This is a genomic window from Staphylococcus sp. HMSC068C09 (genome assembly GCF_001813735.1).
Lineage (GTDB): Bacteria > Bacillota > Bacilli > Staphylococcales > Staphylococcaceae > Staphylococcus > Staphylococcus hominis.
Map to the genome: position 1 here is coordinate 1 of NZ_KV813721.1, position 16,729 is coordinate 16,729.

General features: G+C 31.2%; 17 protein-coding genes and 3 pseudogenes. 7 read left to right on the forward strand and 13 right to left on the reverse strand.

Features of this window, described 5'->3' with window-relative positions:
- Positions 1-56: 56 nt before the first annotated feature.
- Positions 57-299: a hypothetical protein gene (locus HMPREF2930_RS00365; protein ID WP_017175592.1), complete on the reverse strand. Its 243-nt coding sequence runs from the start codon at positions 297-299 to the stop codon at positions 57-59.
- Positions 300-430: 131 nt separating this feature from the next.
- Positions 431-1,585: an N-acetylglucosamine-6-phosphate deacetylase gene (gene nagA / locus HMPREF2930_RS00370; RefSeq protein ID WP_017175591.1), complete on the reverse strand. Its 1,155-nt coding sequence runs from the start codon at positions 1,583-1,585 to the stop codon at positions 431-433.
- A 407-nt stretch (positions 1,586-1,992) separates the two neighbouring features.
- On the opposite strand from nagA, the gene HMPREF2930_RS00375 reads away from it, so the two are divergent.
- From HMPREF2930_RS00375 to HMPREF2930_RS00390, 4 genes are all read left to right on the forward strand, one after another.
- Positions 1,993-2,250, forward strand: a complete 258-nt coding sequence (locus HMPREF2930_RS00375; protein WP_017175590.1) for a hypothetical protein — start codon at positions 1,993-1,995, stop codon at positions 2,248-2,250.
- Between the two features lie 164 nt (positions 2,251-2,414).
- Positions 2,415-2,912, forward strand: coding sequence for an HTH domain-containing protein (locus tag HMPREF2930_RS00380; protein WP_017175589.1), 498 nt, complete (start codon positions 2,415-2,417; stop codon positions 2,910-2,912).
- Positions 2,913-2,985: 73 nt separating this feature from the next.
- Positions 2,986-3,693 (forward strand): hypothetical protein, encoded by a 708-nt coding sequence (locus HMPREF2930_RS00385; protein WP_017175588.1) that lies wholly within the window; start codon positions 2,986-2,988, stop codon positions 3,691-3,693.
- Between the two features lie 14 nt (positions 3,694-3,707).
- A complete protein-coding gene (locus tag HMPREF2930_RS00390; RefSeq protein ID WP_017175587.1) occupies positions 3,708-4,499 on the forward strand; it encodes a hypothetical protein in 792 nt (263 codons plus the stop codon).
- A gap of 58 nt (positions 4,500-4,557) precedes the next feature.
- On the opposite strand, the gene bioB is transcribed toward HMPREF2930_RS00390, so the two are convergent.
- The 4 genes from bioB to HMPREF2930_RS00410 form a co-directional block, all read right to left on the reverse strand.
- Positions 4,558-5,523, reverse strand: coding sequence for a biotin synthase BioB (gene bioB / locus HMPREF2930_RS00395; protein WP_017175586.1), 966 nt, complete (start codon positions 5,521-5,523; stop codon positions 4,558-4,560).
- Between the two features lie 249 nt (positions 5,524-5,772).
- Positions 5,773-6,705 (reverse strand): carbamate kinase, encoded by a 933-nt coding sequence (gene arcC, locus HMPREF2930_RS00400; RefSeq protein ID WP_017175585.1) that lies wholly within the window; start codon positions 6,703-6,705, stop codon positions 5,773-5,775.
- Between the two features lie 21 nt (positions 6,706-6,726).
- On the reverse strand, positions 6,727-7,725 hold the full coding sequence (argF, locus tag HMPREF2930_RS00405; RefSeq protein ID WP_070597179.1) for an ornithine carbamoyltransferase: 999 nt from the start codon (positions 7,723-7,725) through the stop codon (positions 6,727-6,729).
- A gap of 178 nt (positions 7,726-7,903) precedes the next feature.
- Positions 7,904-8,905: a PTS sugar transporter subunit IIC gene (locus HMPREF2930_RS00410; RefSeq protein WP_231451771.1), complete on the reverse strand. Its 1,002-nt coding sequence runs from the start codon at positions 8,903-8,905 to the stop codon at positions 7,904-7,906.
- Between HMPREF2930_RS00410 and HMPREF2930_RS11690 the strand changes: the two are divergent.
- Positions 8,865-8,948, forward strand: a pseudogene (locus tag HMPREF2930_RS11690) (hypothetical protein); the annotation flags it as partial. The gene HMPREF2930_RS00410 and the pseudogene HMPREF2930_RS11690 sit on opposite strands and share 41 nt — an antisense overlap.
- A 777-nt stretch (positions 8,949-9,725) precedes the next feature.
- Here HMPREF2930_RS11690 and HMPREF2930_RS00415 read toward each other — a convergent pair.
- Positions 9,726-9,998: a hypothetical protein gene (locus HMPREF2930_RS00415; protein WP_017175582.1), complete on the reverse strand. Its 273-nt coding sequence runs from the start codon at positions 9,996-9,998 to the stop codon at positions 9,726-9,728.
- Between the two features lie 895 nt (positions 9,999-10,893).
- Here HMPREF2930_RS00415 and HMPREF2930_RS00420 point away from each other — a divergent pair.
- A complete protein-coding gene (locus HMPREF2930_RS00420) occupies positions 10,894-11,325 on the forward strand; it encodes a universal stress protein (protein WP_017175581.1) in 432 nt (143 codons plus the stop codon).
- A gap of 322 nt (positions 11,326-11,647) precedes the next feature.
- Here the strand turns inward: HMPREF2930_RS00420 and HMPREF2930_RS00425 are convergent, their stop codons facing one another.
- The 6 genes and pseudogenes from HMPREF2930_RS00425 to HMPREF2930_RS00450 form a co-directional block, all read right to left on the reverse strand.
- Positions 11,648-11,848 carry a hypothetical protein gene (locus HMPREF2930_RS00425; protein ID WP_017175580.1) on the reverse strand — a complete coding sequence of 67 codons (201 nt, stop codon included), beginning with the start codon at positions 11,846-11,848 and terminating at the stop codon, positions 11,648-11,650.
- Between the two features lie 55 nt (positions 11,849-11,903).
- Positions 11,904-12,167, reverse strand: a pseudogene (locus HMPREF2930_RS00430) (relaxase/mobilization nuclease domain-containing protein); the annotation flags it as partial.
- Positions 12,168-12,332: 165 nt separating this feature from the next.
- A pseudogene (gene mobC, locus HMPREF2930_RS00440) lies at positions 12,333-12,716 on the reverse strand (plasmid mobilization relaxosome protein MobC).
- Positions 12,717-12,954: 238 nt separating this feature from the next.
- Positions 12,955-13,107 (reverse strand): hypothetical protein, encoded by a 153-nt coding sequence (locus HMPREF2930_RS11480; RefSeq protein WP_017175576.1) that lies wholly within the window; start codon positions 13,105-13,107, stop codon positions 12,955-12,957.
- 616 nt (positions 13,108-13,723) lie between these two features.
- On the reverse strand, positions 13,724-14,137 hold the full coding sequence (locus tag HMPREF2930_RS00445; RefSeq protein ID WP_002447403.1) for a universal stress protein: 414 nt from the start codon (positions 14,135-14,137) through the stop codon (positions 13,724-13,726).
- 12 nt (positions 14,138-14,149) lie between these two features.
- Positions 14,150-15,601 (reverse strand): SulP family inorganic anion transporter, encoded by a 1,452-nt coding sequence (locus tag HMPREF2930_RS00450; RefSeq protein WP_002447402.1) that lies wholly within the window; start codon positions 15,599-15,601, stop codon positions 14,150-14,152.
- A gap of 114 nt (positions 15,602-15,715) precedes the next feature.
- Here HMPREF2930_RS00450 and HMPREF2930_RS00455 point away from each other — a divergent pair, with 114 nt between their 5' ends.
- Entirely contained in the window at positions 15,716-16,258 is a 543-nt protein-coding gene (locus tag HMPREF2930_RS00455; protein ID WP_002447401.1) for a recombinase family protein, read from the forward strand.
- The last annotated feature ends 471 nt before the right edge of the window (positions 16,259-16,729 follow it).

The following is a 16,729-nucleotide window of genomic DNA, read 5'->3' on the forward strand; positions in this document are numbered from 1 at the left end:
GGCTATTTTGTTAGGAATTATGTCCCAGCCTCCTTTTAATATATTAACTTTACTTCCTATGGATGTTTAAATAATTTTAAAAGCAATGAAATAATAATACAAACTATCGCAATAATTGCGAAAGTAATCAAGAAAATTAAATCCGTTTGAGTGAAATTCACACTGATATCTGACCAACTTTTAAAAGAACTATTATAAAGCGCATTGACTACTACAACTGCTAATAAAGCAATGACCGATAACCATCCTAAAGTAGTAAAGAAATTTTTTGCACTTGGAAATCTTAAATCATTTTGCATTATCTATCCCTCCTTTACTTAGAATTCATATATTATGTAGATTTACTATGTATATACACTAAACTTCATATATATAAACCTAAAAAGATAAAGAGATACTAAATTATTCATTTTTCACCATGCGAGTAGTCTTAAAAATGATGAATGGTACCTGATTTAATCGTTGTATCTACTTGTATATGGTCGTCTACAATTACGATATCTGCATCTTTTCCTATGCTTAAGCTTCCTTTTTGCTTATCAATATTAAGTGCAATGGCTTGATTTAAACTTGCCACTCGCCATAAGTGGTCTAAACTATCATGCGTAAATTGAATTAAATTATGCAGTCCTTCATTCATTTTTAAAATACTGCCTGCAAGTGTGCCATTTTCTAAACGTGCTTCTTTCCCTTTAACAATCACATTTTGTCCACCTAAATCATACTCACCATCTTTCATACCTTTGGCACGCATGGCATCTGTAATTAAATACATGTGAGTAGCTCCTTTTTGCTTATATGCAATATCTACAGCAGCAGGATGTGAATGAATCCCATCACCAATAATTTCAGTGTTTAAACTTTGATTGGTCCATGCGGCACCAAACACACCTGGATTACGATGCTCAAAAGGTGTTGCAGCGTTGTAAAGATGCGTTACATGTTTCGCACCTCGTTCTACCGCTTCATTTGCTTCTTCAAATGTGGCAACAGTATGTCCCATTGAAAAGATGATATCATCACGCAATTCATTTAACGTCTCATGAGCACCTTCGACTTCTGGGGCAAAAGTAATGATTTTAATTAATCCTTTCGCTACCTCTTGAAAATGTCGAATTTTTTCAACAGTAGGACGTTGTACATATTTAGGGTTTTGTGCCCCTACTTTGTGTTCAGAAATAAATGGTCCTTCTAAATGTACGCCACCGATTTCAGCCGCTTCACCTAACGTTTGATTTTCATAACAAGCGACAATATTGTTCAATGCTTTTTCAATATTCTCATCAGATTGCGTCATCGTTGTTGCTAAAAATGTTGTTGTACCTTCAGACAATAATTGTTTAGCTAAATGATTTAAGCCGTCATACGATGCATCCATCGCATCTTCTCCATAGCCACCATGAATATGAATATCGATAAAACCTGGTAACACATGCTTTCCTGCTACATCTATTTGATTTAAATGACCTTTATAATCACCTTTTTGAATATCACTAATTTTGCCATTTTCTACGACAAGATACCCTTTTTCAATAACTTGTGCTTCCGTATAAATTCTTCCATTTGTAATGACATATTGAGACATGATACCCCTTCTTTTCTATAAAATTTCTTATCATTTCAAAGATATTATATCATTTCATATTGTCATCATTAGGCAATTTCTTCTTTTGGAAAAAATTTTCAAAAACGTCATTAAATGATTATATATATTCTTCTCAAACAAGACTATTCTATAAATGAAAAAGATTTGATATCAGGATAAAGAAGAAATATCAATGACAAAAAGTCTCGCGCATGAATGCGCGAGACTTTTATATACCATTTCTAAATTTATCTCAACATCGTGCCACCCTTACCTCAATTGATAAGAGTGGCATTTTTTTCATTATGCTGATTTCTATTTCTTAAAAGTACCTCCCCTTCTAATAATAAAGAAGTCGCCTTGTCAGGCGCCTTTAGTTTCCAACGTGAGAAATGGAGGTGAATGACATGATATATCACGAAATCATTACAGAACTCAATAATCTAAATGAAACGCCACAAACGATAATCGCTCAATATGAACGTATTGAATTTGGTCAATCATGCACTAACGATGAAACATTATTAAACTGCAATTTCACTAAAATCTTTCACAAATTGAATCAAAATCATACACTACGCCCTTATTTAAAACTCATATCGACTAATCCATCTGAATTAATAGAATGGTTCATTCTTTATTCATATGTCCTGGGAAATGACTAGGTTAGACACGATATAACTAACTTAAATTTTCAAATTTAAATAGTACGCCATTTAAAGCGAAAAATACAATTTTTATAAAATAAAAACTTTTAAAGAAATGACCTATCATGTCTAAGGTCGTTTCTTATAATAAATTTAGGTTTTGTGAAAGGAAGCTTTCGCCTATGGAACAAGCATTTAGAGTATTAAATATCTACGATAAATTATTAAAAAATGAAACAGTCAACAAATTAGAACTTGCAACAGAATTTAATGTGAATCCTAGAACGATTCAACGAGATATAGATAATATTCGACATTATCTATATGAATCAACGCTGCACTCAGATCTTGAGTTACAAATTCAATTTGAACAAAGTAAAAATAGCTACTTTATTAAACGTTCTCCTAAATATTCACATCAAGATGACTTACGTGTTCAAGTGACATATGAAGTGACATTTAAGCTATACGAAACGTTAAAAATACGTGATGACATTAAAATTTTAAATAAAAACGATAAAACATATGACGTTCAAATGAATTTAAATCCTAATGAAGCAATTGACTTATGTTTTCAATATCATCGCTCGTTACGATTGATTTCTCCTGATCATCTATTAAAACAATTCACCGTAGAACTTATCAAACTACAAATGATTTATCTAAGAAATGAAGTATGACCTCATAACATGTAGGTTGTAATATATACATCCTACATGTTCATTTTAAAAATTTTATTAAGGAGTTGTTACTATGAAAAAATTCAAACCTTTCCTCATCATAATGAGCTTAGCAATATTCACTTTTTCACTGACAGGATGTAGCCAAAGTATCGAACATAAAAAAGATATTTCTATTAAAGATATTATTAATGATAAAAAGGAACACTTTTTATATACCGTAAGTAATTCCAATGGAGAATCAAAAGTAGATTGGATATACCTCACGAAAGCCGGCAAGATGAAAATGATTGCATTCGATGATTCTTTAGAAATTCCACCTAGCTTAATTAGTAAGTTAGATGCCAACGAAGTCAAAAAAACACTAGATAGTAAAGACGTTGACTATGACGAAACACCTTATCAAGATGTTAAAAGCTATATAGAATTAACCACAGATAACGGAAAACCTTTATTCACATTACTAACTACAAATAACATTTCTAAAAAAGATTTCCAAAATGATATTGGTAAGGCGATGAATCAATCCGCTACCGACAAAGATAGTTTTATGTTTTATACAAGCGTTGAAACAGGTCAATCTCAATATCCCACTAAAAATGTAGAGTATATTGGAACCTTTACAGCAAATCCTTCAGCCCTTAGAGGAGATGATGCGGATGATGACGATTATAAATATACAATGATTAAATTAGATAATAAACATCAAAAACTCGTTGACCTCTCACCTAAAGATAAAGACGTTACACAAGTTAAATTCTCAGATTTCAATATGGAATAAGGAGTAGTTAATATATGTATCAAACAAAAGAACAGTTAATGTCAGATATCGCATTATTAATTAAAGCACATGATCAAAAAGAGTTTCAAAATAAACTCATTCGTCAAGAAGAACAAGAGATAAAACACTTAACATTAAAACAAGTCAAAAAGAAAAACATGTTAATATTATTATTACCGAGTCTTGTGATGATACTCATATCATTGTTTATCTATCACTCAACTAGCCTTATGATGATTGGACTCATTTTACTTATCGTCTGGTTCGTCAAAAATAAAAATATCAGACCTGAAAACAAATCAATTACTAAATCGAAAGGATATAAAAAAGCTGAAAAAGAGCTGAAAGATCAACCCGATATTCAACAGCATCAACATAATATTCAACGTCATCAACACACATTAACTGATATACACCACACTGTAGCAGCTTCTAAAGCCCAACAACGTATTCCAAAAGCTTATACTCACATTCATTCTTTACGTTCAATGTTTAGTTATCTTTATAACCAACGCGCTGATACTTTAAAGGAAGCCATTAATTTATATGAAACAGAATCACATCAAGCACGTATGGAAGGGCAACAACAACAAATTCTTTCTACTGTTACTCAAACAAGTGTAGATGCTAAAGCAGCAAAATACGCGTCAGAATTAGCAGCATCCAATTCCCAAGCATCTGCAATATGGGCAGAAAGAGCGGCACATAGCGCTAGAGCAGCCAATGAAAATGCCGCAGAAGCTTCTCAAAATGCAAGTGCAGCAGCAACTCATGCGTATAAAGCAAGAAAAAATACTGAAAAATAGATATTAAATAAAACACCTTCTAACCAAAACTGCTAGAAGGTGTTTTATAATATGTTCACTACCCGTCTATCTCAAATCCCATATCTTCAATCATTTGGTAATCAAGCTCATTAGGTTGTCCGCCTGTTACTAAATAATCGCCTACAAAGATAGAATTGGCTGCTTGAAGTGCAGTTGCTTGAAGTGAACGTAAATTGACTTCACGACCACCCGCAATTCGAATTTCTTTAGTAGGATTAATCAATCGAAACAGAGCTAAGATACGTAGACACTTTGTTGGAGATAACAAGTCTAACCCACCAAACTTGGTACCTTTAATCGGATGTAAGAAGTTTACTGGAATACTGTCTGCATCAATCTCTTTTAACGCAAATGCCATATCGATAATATCTTCATCTGTTTCTCCCATGCCACAAATCACACCAGAACATGGTGAAATATTATGTTCTTTCATAATTTCAACCGTATTCACTCTATCTTCATATGTATGTGTTGAAACAACTTCCTCATGGTAACGTTCACTTGTATTTAAATTATGATTATAGCGATCAACACCGGCTTCTTTTAATTGTGTCGCTTGTTCATCATCGACTAAACCTAAACACGCACAAATTTTAAGTTGTGGATGAATAGCTTTAATATCTTCTACCGTATCACAAATATGATTTACTTCTTTATTCGAAGGACCACGTCCACTCATTACAATACAATACGTTCCAATTTTATGGTCTGTCGCGACTTGTGCCCCTGCTTTAATTTGTTCTTGGTCCACTAAAGCATAACGTTGTTTTTCTTTCATTTTGACAGATTGACCACAGTAACCACAATCTTCCGGACATATGCCACTTTTCGCGTTTAAAATCATATTCAGTTTTACTTTTTTACCGTAATAATGTTTTCTTACTATATAGGCTTCATTTAATAATTCAAACGTATCAATCGTTTCGTCTTGAAATAGACTTAGACACTCTTCTTTAGTTAACGCTTCTCCATTCAATACACGTTCTGCTAGATTTAATGTCATGATGTTTGTCACTCCTATCTTTTAAAATACACTAATAAAACTCATAATTGTAAACTTTATATAATAATAAGTTTACATTATTCTTTGATTAAATCAAAGGATGTTTTAAAATGAAATGGTCTATGAATATAACCTCAGACAATCCGAAGTAGAACTTGTAACTATTAGATATTTGAGTAACTCATAAAAAAACTTGAGCCTACATATGTAAAATACATATATTAGGCTCAAGCGATTTAATATAACTATTTATTTTGTAATACGTGTACCAATTTTACCTTCTAGCGCATCATTTAAACCTGATAAAGAAGTAATCAACACACTACCTTTGGGATTCTTTTCAATAAATTGAAGAGCTGCTTCTACTTTTGGCAACATACTGCCTTTCGCAAATTGATTATCGGCAATATATCCTTTCATATCATCGACTGTGACGTCACCTAGTCCTTCTTGATTGTCTTTTCCGTAATTAATATAAACATAATCAACAGCTGTTAAAATAATTAATTGATCCGATTGTAAATGAGCTGCAAGTAATGCACTTGTCTTATCTTTATCAATGACTGCATCGACACCTTGATAACGACCACTTTGTTCCTTAACAACTGGGATACCGCCACCACCAGCTGCAATGACAAGCGTGCCATGTTTAATGAGTGTTTCAATACTATCAAGTTCAACAATATTAATAGGTTGAGGAGAAGGCACAACGCGACGATACCCACGTCCTGCATCCTCCATAAATGTATATCCTTTTTCTTGTCTCATTTTATCTGCTTGTTCTTCTGTATAAAATAAGCCAATAGGTTTCGTTGGATGTTGAAACGCTGGATCATCGCTCGCTACTTCGACTTGTGTTACGAGTGTTACAACTTCTTTATTGATACCTAAAGTATGGAGTTCGTTAAGTAAGCTTTCTTGCATTTGATAGCCAATATACGCCTGACTCATTGCGCCACATTCAGGGAATGGGAAAGGCGGGCCTTGTTCATGTTCTGCTGCATAATTTAATCCTAAATTAATACTTCCCACTTGTGGTCCATTCCCATGACTAATGACAACTTCATATCCTTTGTTTATTAAACCAACTAATGATTGAGCTGTTCCTTTTACAAGCTCTAATTGTTCTTTCGGTGATTCCCCTAAAGCATTGCCACCTAATGCGACCACGATTTTAGACATCCATAGGTCCCCCTTTTTTCTCTATTCGCCTAAAGTTGCCACCATTACTGCTTTAATCGTATGTGCTCTGTTTTCGGCTTCTTGAAAGACAACAGAACGATCACTTTCGAAGACCTCATCTGTGACTTCCATTTCATTCAAACCATATTTTTCTTTAATTTGTTTACCAATTTCTGTTTCTGCATTATGGAAAGCAGGTAAACAGTGTTCAAAAATGGTATGTGGATTGCCTGTTTTTTCTATTAATTCTTTTGTTACACGATAAGGTTCTAATAATTTAATACGTTCTTCCCAAGTATCGTCAGGTTCACCCATCGATACCCACACATCTGTAGCAATCACATCCGATCCTTTCACCCCTTGGTCAATATTGTCAGTCACTAAAATAGTACCGCCGTTTTTATCAGCCAATGACTGACATGTTTTTAGTAACTCATCTTTAGGTCTTAACTCTTTCGGACACACAAGATGGAATGTCATTCCCATAATAGCTGCGCCTTGCATCAATGCATTTGCCATATTATTGCGTCCATCACCAATATATGTGAAATGAATGTCTTCATAAGGTTTTTTTAATACTTCTTTTGCAGTTAAAAAATCAGCAAGCACTTGTGTTGGATGATCTTCATTCGTTAAACCATTCCAAACCGGAACACCCGCATATTCTGCAATTTCTTCAATAGTACGTTGAGAAAATCCGCGATATTCGATCCCGTCATACACCCCCCCAAAAACCCGAGCCGTATCTTTAGCCGTTTCTTTTACTCCCATTTGTGTACCTGTAGGCCCAAGATACGTCACATGAGCACCTTGATCATAAGCTGCTGTTTCAAACGCACAACGTGTGCGTGTAGAATTTTTTTCGAAAATTAAAGCGATATTTTTACCTTTAAGTTTTTGTTGTTCAATACCAGCATATTTTGCACGTTTTAAATCTTCAGAGAGATTAAGTAAGAATTCCATTTCTTTTTTTGAAAAATCAAGTAATGTTAAAAATTTTCTATTTCTTAAATTTTGCATCTTAGCCCACTCCTTTGTCAGAGATTTAGCATTTAAAATTCAATACACATGATGTGTATGAACGTTACAATATGTGTAACTTTTTATTATATTATTACACAAAAAACATAAGATAGAAAATTTAAAACATACAACAAAAAACTTCTTTGCCATATTTTGACAAAGAAGTCACTCATATTTATGCTGTTTTAACTTTTCTTTTTGCTTCACGATCTATCATATCTTGTTTTGTAACAATCGGATATTTTTTGAATACAAGAGAACCAAGAAAACCTGCTAAACCACCCACAATGGCCATTACAACACCATAGATAATCACTTTCATTGGACTATTAAAACCAAACATCACTAAGAATCCTGCAATGGGTGTTGCTGTACCTGTTGCGTCATTGATCATACCAGATAAAGCGATAATTAAACCTGCAACAGCTCCTCCAAAGAAGTTTGTCACATACACTGGTATCGGATTAGCAGAGACAATATCAGCTTGAGATAACGGTTCAATACTTACTGAAATCGTTGACTTACGATCTCCTAATTTTAAACGATGGAACAGCGTACCATTCATAAATGCCGAACTAAATGCAGCCATAGCACCAATGGCCATTGGCACGCCAGTTAAACCAAGTAATGCGGTTAAAGCCATTGAACTTAACGGTGCTGTACCTACAACCGTAATAATGCCTCCAAGAATAATCCCCATAATAATTGGATTTGTGTCCGTACTACTTTTAATAATGTCACCAATTTTTAGTAATGTATTATTCACTACTGGCGTTAAACCCGTCGCAATTAAACGTGCAAGTGGTGCAAGAAGAACGATTGAACCAATAAGATCTACACCATCTGGAACATATTTTTCTGTATATTTCATAAGATAACCTACAATATACCCAGCAAAGAACCCTGGAAGTAAGTCTAAACCACCACAAGCAGCTCCGATAACTAATGCATACACAGGTGAAACACCAATAGCTAAGGCAGTTAACCCAGCAGCAGCGACACCACCAAGACCTCCCGCAGCGTCACCTAGTTGTTCTAAAAATTTAATACCAAATACTTCTCCACCTACATATTTGTTAAAAGCTTCTACTAAAAATGTCGCAATGGCTGCATTAGCTAAAGCTCCCATCGCACGCATACCACTAGGTGCTTTATATGTAAATAACGTAAAAATCACTAAGACTAAAACTAAAAACAACGTACCAATTAATAAATCCATAATCTACTGTCATCCCCTTATATTTAATTTAGATGTGAGGTATGGCTTCAAATCAAACAATATCTCACTACTTACTTTCTTCCTTAGTAGACAGTTTACTAAAAAACGAAATATATTTCACGGAATTTTTTAAATTTTTAAATTAAATTGAAAAATTTGTTTATTTTTTACTTAATTACTTCAAAATATATCTATCTTACACATTATGAAATAATCGACAAAATGATATAAATATACAAATGAAATAATCTGTAGTTATAACTTATCTTGAATATATTTATTAAGTCACTCACTTCCTTTTAAATATGTGATATGACGTGTTAAGCACATTCTGTGTGTGATTTTAACTATTACATTTGTCATAATAACAATCGATTATAACTGCTCTTTTATTATGCAAAAAGCTGAGACGCTCAAACGTCTCAGCTGTATGACATCTATATTATTGTTCTATTAATGAAAAGTTTATTAATTTATTCCATTAACATAACTTTTGATAATCATAAATGATAATAAATATTATTTATTGTTAACTTAAACTTAGAAAAGGAGATGGCAAAAGTAGATAAAAAGACTTTTAAAATAACATTAGTTGGAGTTTTGATTTTATTGTATTTTTTATTTTCATTAAGCGACAATTATAGTATCACCTTACTTTGTTTATCAGCTATTATTTTAGGTACAATTATTCATTTTTTAGTAGAATTTATTGGTAATTATCTATATAAAAATAAAAAGTAGATTATATATTCATGTCTAGAAAAGCCCTTTTGTATCTTTATTCTGTTAATAAAATAAACAACAAATGTCCTAAAATAACTAAGATAATAGTCATTAAAATAATACTGATTGTTGCTATTATTTTTATTGTTCTTCTACTAAAGTCAGTATTAGTATAAATCGAAAAATAGAACATTACCAAGTATCCAACGAACATGCCATACATAGATAATAAAAAATTCCATTCAATATCCATATATCCTCCACGCATTAAAGCATACGTTCCTATAATTATAAAAAATAAAATAAGTTGGTATATAAAAGTTATCATTTATCTATTAGCCTCCTACATTAGTATTATATTTTTAGATTGGTAGCAATCTTTAGATAATGTTCTGAACTAATAGCGGAGATTGGCAACCTAAAGAACAATTAAAAAAGTTATAATACAATAATACTGGAGATGTGATGACATGAGTACAAATAAAAAAATATATTTTCTTTGTTTCATATTATCTTTTATTATTTATATATTTTTACCTACCAACTTTTTTATTACTCGTTTATTCGTTATTTTTCCTTTATTATTCTTAGGTGCATTTTTATTTTCTTCGAACAAAAAAAGTTAGCTACAAGTGTAGTTAACTTTTTTACTATCTCTCAATCTTAAAGAAAGGATAAAAATGGATAATAATTAGTTTTATAGTGACGGAACTTCTGATAATTATCACTTATGTTAACTGCTTATTTAATAATATTAATTGAAATGGTCCAATCAATATTAGAATACATCTATATCTCTATTTTCTTTTAATTAAGTGCTCTTTTTAAAATTATCATAAACGCTGATATAACAATACTTATAGTTAATATTGAATAAGAATTTATCGATACTATAACCTCTAATATTGCATACTATTTACAATTGTTACAAGACCACTTTAAATTGTCTGAATACTATTATTTTAGTTGATTTCATAGGCTTCAGTCGACGTCAATGCTATAAATAGGATTGATTTTTTTATCCAAATCCTATTTTTCCTATTACTTTTTAACCTGTTTATTATTCTATAAATCTCTCTAAATGCTCTAAAAAAGTATCTTAAAATTTCAAATAGTGGTTAGCTATATTTTTCACTTTGCAACAGAACCAGAATAAGTATATATATTCAGGGTATATATAAGTAATAGACATCTAAATAATAAGTAATAGGAGGCTGGTGTAGATGTTCAAAAATATATTATTACCCTATGATTTCGAAAATGATTTTAGTGCTATCCCTGACTATTTAGAAAAAGTCACCGATGAAGATTCAGTTGTTGTAATTTATCACGTTGTAACAGAAAATGATCTTGCAATTAGTATAAAGTATTATAATAAGCATAAAGAAGATATTATTAGAGAAAAAGAAAAAAAACTCACTCCATTTTTACGTGAATTAGAAAAAAGAGGTATTCAATATAAAATAGATGTAGATTTTGGGCATATTAAAGATACAATCTTAGAAAAAATTACTTCTGGAGATATAAATAATGGTGAATTTGATTTAGTAATTATGAGTAATCATAGAGTCGATTTGAATATTAAACATGTTTTAGGAGATGTTACACATAAGATTGCTAAAAGAAGTTCTGTCCCAGTACTAATTGTTAAATAAACATAAGAAGTAAGAAATTTATTAATTCAAAAAGCCTAAATACTTTCTCACAAATCGAGAGAGTATTTAGGCTTTTTTATTTTTTTAATTTTGGTTTGTGATTTTTTAGATTATTTTTTGATTAGTCGTTCTAAAAAAGATTAGACACGCATTTATGCCGAGAAAATTTATTGAAGTTGAGAAGAACTCTTAACTAAACTTGTAGACGAATGTCGGCATAGCATGAGCTATTAAGTCGACCATTCGACAAGTTTTGGGGATTGTTAAGGGTTCCGAGGCTCAACGTCAATAAAGCAATTGGAATAAAGCGATATTAAATTTTTTAATCACTACAGTCGCATTTTAAGTTTCCGTTTTCATCTATAAACGATTCTTTATTTTTTTCTTCGTAAATTACTGGCAAACCTTGTATATTCGTAATCATTCGCATTAACTTCCCATCTTCATCGATGGTTGCTAAACTTCCACATTTATCACATTCGAAATAATTGTTACCGTCAAAAATTCGGTTAAATTGACTCATAATTATCTCCTTTGTCTTTGTTTTGAAACGAGTTGAAAACGAGTTTCTTCTTGTCTTGATGATTAGGTGCTATCTTCTCGGCTAATTCCATTCCAAGTTGATTACATTGTGCTGGTGTTACTTCGCCAGACTTAAATGACTGGATAACCACATGACCTTCGTTGCCACCCGTTTTTCCATACAGTTCACGTGTCGCTTTGAAACTTCCCTTGGCATAGTCTATGTCACAATTTAAGCCACTTTTTTCTTCAGCCCGTTTTTCAGCGTAATTAATAGCCCGTGACGTTGATTTCGTTGAACTTATTTTAGCTGTGGCCATTTATATCACGTTCTTTCATTTCTTTATAAGATGTATAGCATTTAATAACATCTATAAAGGCTAAAAGTAAAAAAAAGATACTTGCCCAAAATTGATGTGCATAAAAAATAAAATAGCTAATCATAATTAAACAGACAATAAATAAAATTAGACTTAAAATCATATTTATTTTAGGACTTTCCATATTTCATCCAACCTTCTACGTAATTCTTCGATATTATATTCTAATGCTTCATAATTCGGCGCCTCATATTGATGTTAGTTACAATATTTAGCAATTTGATTAGCATTTGATCCTAGCTTGCTTAAATCCTTAGCTATCGATTGTCGCGTTTCTTTATCAAATTTTGGTGCGACCAATCGACTTCCCTGTGCCTTTTTCTTAACGAAAGCAGGCACACTCATATTTAAAGTTTCCGCAGATTGTTGTAACTTTAAATATTCGCCTTCGTTCACTCGAAAACTAATTTGTTTACGCTCCTTACGGTTAGGTTTACGGTTTTTCTTAACAGCATCGTCGCTAGCCACAAATGTGTCTCGTTCACTCATTCATTCCCACCACGCTTTCTTCGAAAGTTATTACTTGAATAACCTAAGCATATAAAATATGTAAAGGTTATTAAAGTAATATAGTGGTTTGGCAAGCACTGGCTTTGCTAGCCACATACGTGGTAGCGTCGCCGGCTTGTTGGGGAATATCCCCAAGCCCCTTAAGATTTTTTCTGCGAAAAAATAAGTGGCTAGATATTAGCCACTTATTTTATATAATAATATTTCTAAATTCAATTTACTCTTTATCAGATTTTGTTATTTTAGCATTATTATCTTCTAGTAGTTTTTTAAATACTGAATCGGCTCTCCCTACGAAAGAGAATTTTTGAGGAAAAGACATTTCTATTATAATTTTATCTCCTGTATCAGTATAGTTAAAATTTTTCATAATAATTCCTCCTATTATATTTAAAAATAACTAAACAAATTATAATTAATATAAAATAATATATTAAACAGACTAATATTGAAAGTAATATTGTATTATCAGAACTATTGTATTTTGAAAAAATAAACTGTGATAAATCAATATTATAAATATAGTACTTTTATTAATATTAATGACTTTAAGGAATTACCAAAGAAAATAAAAATGTTGAAAGGATGACTTTAAATTGAATAAGTTCTTTTCGCTAATGATACTAATAATTCCAATTTTATGATATTGCTTTTTTTAATTAATGATATAGAAAAATCTTTGTTGATAACTTTAGTAATCTTAATAATTACAATAGCTCTGCTTTTTTTTATAAAGAGGAAAGACAATAAATGATATATTATACAAACTTACTACCTATAATCAGTAATTATGTGAACAAAAATAAATATCTTAAAATGTTATTTGAAATTATGATTACGTTAAAGTTTATATACTGAAATAATTAACAATACACATTACTGTGTATTGTTTTTTTATATTGTAAAATAGACTTTATTAAATTACTAAGGTACCCTTAGTCGTCTCAAAATAAAACTCAATCCTTTTATGGATTGAGTTAGACAGACTATTTTACAATGATAACGGGAATTTTTGAACGTTTAGCCACTTTGTGACTGACGCTACCCAATACCATTTCTTGTAAACTATTTAGACCACGAGACCCTAAAACAATTGCTTGATATTTACCACTATTAGCAACTGAAACCACTGTTTCTGCAGGAAGACCATGTGCAATTTTTACTTCATAATTTACATTATGTTCTACAAATAGTTCAGTTATACTGGATAATTTGTCTTCTCTTTCATTTGTTAAACTATGTCCTTGTTTACCATGTAAAACATCTGTTTTCGATTCTTCAACATTTACAACTGTAATTAAAGTAACTATAGTATTTTCATCTATAAAGTTCAAAACTTCCTGTGCTGAACGTAAACTATTTTCTGACCCATCGGCTGCTAATAAAATTGATTTATACATAAACAACACTCCTTAGTTTAAATGATTTTCATTTAGTTTGCTTAATTCTGAGACTATTTTACGACTATCTGAATTTAGTTTTTCTACATGAACAATGTTATTTTTTTCTTCGAACTTCCTTACCATTGTATCAATAGCATCTACTGCTGAATCATCCCATAAATGAGCATTATTAAAGTTTAATTCTATAATACTATTTTCAATATTAAAGCTAATTTGATCCATCATAGAGTCAATAGAAACAAAAAAGATTTGACCTTTAAAAGATAAACGGTTAGTTTTACCAAACTTCTCAGATGTTACTTCTACTTTTGATATTTTAGTAGCAAAGAATAAAGCACTGAAAATAACACCTACGACCACGCCGAGAGCTAAGTTATGTGTCATCAGTACAATTATCACTGTAAGTATCATAACAACTGCATCTGTTTTTGGTGCTTTTTGAATATATTTAAAAGAATTCCAATCAAATGTACCAATCGAAACCATAACCATAATACCTGCTAAAATTGGCATTGGAATTTGAACAACAAGTCCTCCAAGAACAATAATCATGAATATTAAGACAACACCAGCAGAAAAAGTAGATAATCTACTGTTTGCACCTGATTTGACATTGATTACAGATTGTCCAATCATGGCACAACCTCCCATACCACCGAATAATCCTGTAATCATATTAGCAATGCCTTGGCCACGAGATTCTCTGTTTTTACTACTATAAGTGTCTGTTGCATCATCTACAATTTTAGCAGTAAGTAAACTTTCTACTAGACCTACAATAGCCATAGATAGCGAGTATGGAAAAATGATTTGAAGTGTTTCTAAATTAAAGGGAACATTAGGAATTAAAAAGTGCGGTAAAGCTTGCTTAATATTTCCTAAATCACCAACAGTTCTCACGTCAGAACCTGTATACATATAAAGAGCAGTCAATACGATGATAGCTATTAATGGTGCAGGTATTGCTTTGAAAAATTTAGGGATTATATATACAATGAGTAATGTTACAATTACATATATATAAGTTGAGATTGAAATACCGAAGATATGTTCTATTTGGGACATGAAAATCATAATACCTAATGCATTTACAAAACCTATCATGACGGAATGAGGTATAAATTTCATTAAACGCCCCACTTTGAGAAGGCCTAAAACTAATTGAATTACTCCCATTAATATCGTGGCAGCTAAAAGATATTCTACACCATAATCTTTCACAAGTGGTGTAACTAATAAGGCAACAGCCCCTGTTGCACCTGATATCATTGCAGGTCTACCACCAACAATAGCAGTAACAACAGCGATGATAAATGAAGCATACAAACCAACCATTGGATCTACGCCAGCAATAATTGAAAATGCGATAGCTTCAGGGATTAAAGCTAAGGCAACCACGATACCGGCAAGTATATTTTTACCTGGCTGGTTAAACCATTCATGTTTTAATTTTTCAACCATAACTTACTCTCCTTTTTATTTAATTATATTGTAAAGTATAACAGAAAAGTTTCATATGTGTACCCTTTAATGAAACTTTCCTGTTATACTTTAGCTATAGGGTGGTGCAAGTAAATGAAATACGGTTATATCAGACCTGTTACAATAAACGATGATTTAAACGAACAAAAAAAGAAAATAGAAACCTATACAAAAAAAATAGTTGAGGAAAGTCATGCTAATAATAAAAAAAGAAATGAATTAGACCTTCTTTTAAAAAAGAAGTTGGTCTCGGGGGATGCAGTATATATTACAGATTTATGTATACTTGCAGATTCTACGAAACAATTAGTAGATATATTAGATTATCTTTCACAGAAGGATATATCTTTATATGTAATTAATTTAAACCGATATATTTATAAAAATATTCAAGGAGAATTTTTAGAAATACTACATGATATTACAGACTTTCAAAGTGATGTTGTTAAATTTAGGACACGCGTTGGATTAGAAAATTATACAAAAGAAGGAAAAAAGTTAGGCAGACCCAAACGAGATGATAAAAATCTTAGAGATGCTATAGAAATGTATATGAGCAAAAATTACACTCTAGATGAAATAAAAGAAAAAACAAACATAAGTAGAGCAACTTTATATCGTCATCTAGATAAATAAGAGATAGTAAATGTTGTTTCAAGATATAGAACATAATATAATAATGTCGATTAAAGAGGAAAGTAAAGTGATCTTTAAAACATTAAATATTAGTGAGAAAGTTTTTTTATTAGTACTCGAAAATATAGAAAGACAAGACTTAGCAAAAACATAGAAATATTTTATAATAAATACTTTCCAATATAGTGAACTACAAGATATGCTGAGTTAACGAAAAAGAAATGTAAAAAAATTCCTCTATGTCAAATACATTAAATTCAACTTTTATTGATTATGTATAAGATATATATTTTAACTACCTATAATCTTTTCTTATGTCAACAGTTTCATAATATATATTGATATACACTACTGATAATAGGTTTTAATTAATATTAAGCGCATACTTTTTATGGATAGAATATTAGTATTACATATTTTTTGGGGTTCAAGAATATGCCCCGATTTTATATCAAATTTGGAAGAAAAAGC